This window comes from Pseudomonas sp. P4_C3, from assembly GCF_056402075.1.
This window is the reverse complement of sequence record NZ_JBFUIC010000499.1, coordinates 1-2,221: the sequence shown is the minus strand read 5'-3', so window position 1 is coordinate 2,221 and position 2,221 is coordinate 1. Positions and strand designations below refer to the sequence as shown.

3 protein-coding genes are annotated in these 2,221 nt (G+C 61.8%); 2 read left to right on the top strand and 1 reads right to left on the bottom strand.

All coding sequences use genetic code 11. The features are described 5' to 3' along the window. Window positions 1-320 (top strand): PilZ domain-containing protein (locus AC1DVH_RS29850; RefSeq protein ID WP_477756821.1); only part of this gene is annotated, 320 nt, incomplete at its 5' end. Window positions 321-334: 14 nt separating this feature from the next. Beyond that, window positions 335-1,057 carry a glycerophosphodiester phosphodiesterase gene (locus AC1DVH_RS29845; protein ID WP_477756820.1) on the top strand — a complete coding sequence of 241 codons (723 nt, stop codon included), beginning with the start codon at window positions 335-337 and terminating at the stop codon, window positions 1,055-1,057. Window positions 1,058-1,099: 42 nt separating this feature from the next. Here the strand turns inward: AC1DVH_RS29845 and sthA are convergent. Then, a partial coding sequence (gene sthA, locus AC1DVH_RS29840) for a Si-specific NAD(P)(+) transhydrogenase (protein WP_477756819.1) occupies window positions 1,100-2,221 on the bottom strand: 1,122 nt, incomplete at its 5' end.

Here is a 2,221-nt window from a genome sequence, read left to right as displayed (position 1 = left end):
TCGTCGCTCTGACAGTGCTCGGRCAGATCGGCGAACCGCGGCCGGTGATCATTTCCGAAGGCGGCATCGACTTTCAGCATCCACATCCCATCGCCGCCGGCGCACGCCTGTCGGTCAAGCTGGTGCTGATGCCGCAGGCCCTGGGCCTGCAGCTGCGCGCTCGCGTCACCCACTGCGACCGCAAGGGAGATGGCTATGACGTCGGCACCGAGTTCGAACACCCGACCGACGCCCAGCGCCAACTGCTGGCCCGCCACATCTTGCAAAAGCAGGCCCAGGAACGACGCCAGGCCCGCGAACAGCTCGAATCAGGCAATTAATTTAAGGAAGAACCGTGACCCTCATCTACGGCCATCGCGGCGCCAAGGGCGAAGCACCGGAAAACACCCTGACCAGCTTTCAGGAATGTCTCAAGCACGGCGTGCGTCGCTGTGAACTGGACCTGCACCTGTCCATGGACGGCGAGTTGATGGTCATCCACGACCCGACCCTCAAGCGCACCACGGACCGTCGCGGCAAGGTCGTCGAACACACGGCGGCCGAGCTGGTGACGTATGACGCACGCAAGGGCGGCCCGGACTGGATCAAGCCGTGCCCGATTCCGACGCTGGAAGAACTGTTCGAGAAATGCGACTTCGATCACTGGCAGTTGGAAGTCAAAAGCGCATCGAGGATGCGTGCCGCGACCACCGTGCTGGCGATTCGCGAAATGGTCCAGCGTCATGGGCTGATGGACAAGGTGACCATCACCTCGAGTTCCCGGGAAGTGCTGAAGGCCGCGCTGGAACTGGTGCCGGACGTATCCCGCGGGCTGGTGGCCGAGTACGCCTGGCTCGACCCGCTGAAGGTCGCGGCCAGCTATGGCTGTGAGATCCTGGCGCTGAACTGGACACTGTGCACGCCGGAACGCCTGCAAAGGGCGCAGCGTCAGGGGCTGCATGTGTCGGTGTGGACCGTCAACGAGCCTGCGCTGATGCGCAGACTCGCCGACTTCGGCGTTGACAGCCTGATTACAGACTTTCCCGGTTTGGCCACCGCCACCCTCGAGAATTGCTGAAATCGGTCTCCCCGGCCGGCTCAGGCCACCGGCCGGAGCCGCTCAAAAAAGCCGGTTGAGGCCGTCGTACGCGGCTACCCGATAGGCTTCGGCCATGGTCGGGTAGTTGAACGTGGTGTTGACGAAATACTTCAGCGTGTTCAGTTCGCCCGGCTGGTTCATGATCGCCTGACCGATGTGCACGATCTCCGACGCCTGATAACCGAAGCAGTGAACGCCCAGGACTTCCAGGGTTTCACGGTGGAACAGGATCTTCAGCATGCCTTGCGGCTCGCCGGCGATCTGCGCCCGCGCCATGCTCTTGAAGAACGCCTTGCCGACTTCGTACGGCACCTTGGCCTGGGTCAGCTCCTGCTCATTCTTGCCGATCGAGCTGATCTCCGGAATGGTGTAGATGCCGGTCGGCACGTCATTCACGAAACGCCAGCTACCGTTATCGACGATGCTGCCAGCGGCCGAACGACCCTGGTCATGGGCCGCACTGGCCAGGCTCGGCCAGCCGATCACGTCACCGGCGCCGTAGATGTTCGGCACGCAGGTGCGGTACGCCTCGTCGACTTCGATCTGACCACGGCTGTTGACCTTCACGCCGATGTTTTCCAGACCCAGCTGATCGGTGTTGCCGGTACGACYATTGCACCAGAGCAAGGCGTCGGCCTTGATCTTCTTGCCGGACTTGAGGTGCAGGATCACGCCGTTGTCCACGCCTTCGACGCGGTCGTAGTCTTCGTTATGGCGAACCGTGATGTTGTTGTTGCTGAAGTGATAACTCAGGGCCTGGGAAATTTCCGAGTCGAGGAAGCTCAGCAACTGACCACGGTTGTCCACCAGCTCCACCAGCACACCCAGACCGCTGAAGATCGAGGCGTATTCGCAACCGATCACGCCGGCGCCATAAACGATGAGTTTGCGCGGGGTGTGGCCGAGGCTGAGGATGGTGTCGCTATCGTAGATACGCGGGTGGTGGAAATCGATGTCCGCCGGGCGATAAGGGCGCGAACCGGTGGCGATGATGATGTGCTTGGCCACCAGTTTTTCGACCACGCCGTTGGCGCAGACCACTTCGATGGTTTGCTCGTCGGCGAAGCTGCCGGTGCCGAAGAACACGTCGACGCGGTTACGGGCGTAGTAGCCGGTACGCGAAGCGACTTGTTTGGAGATGAC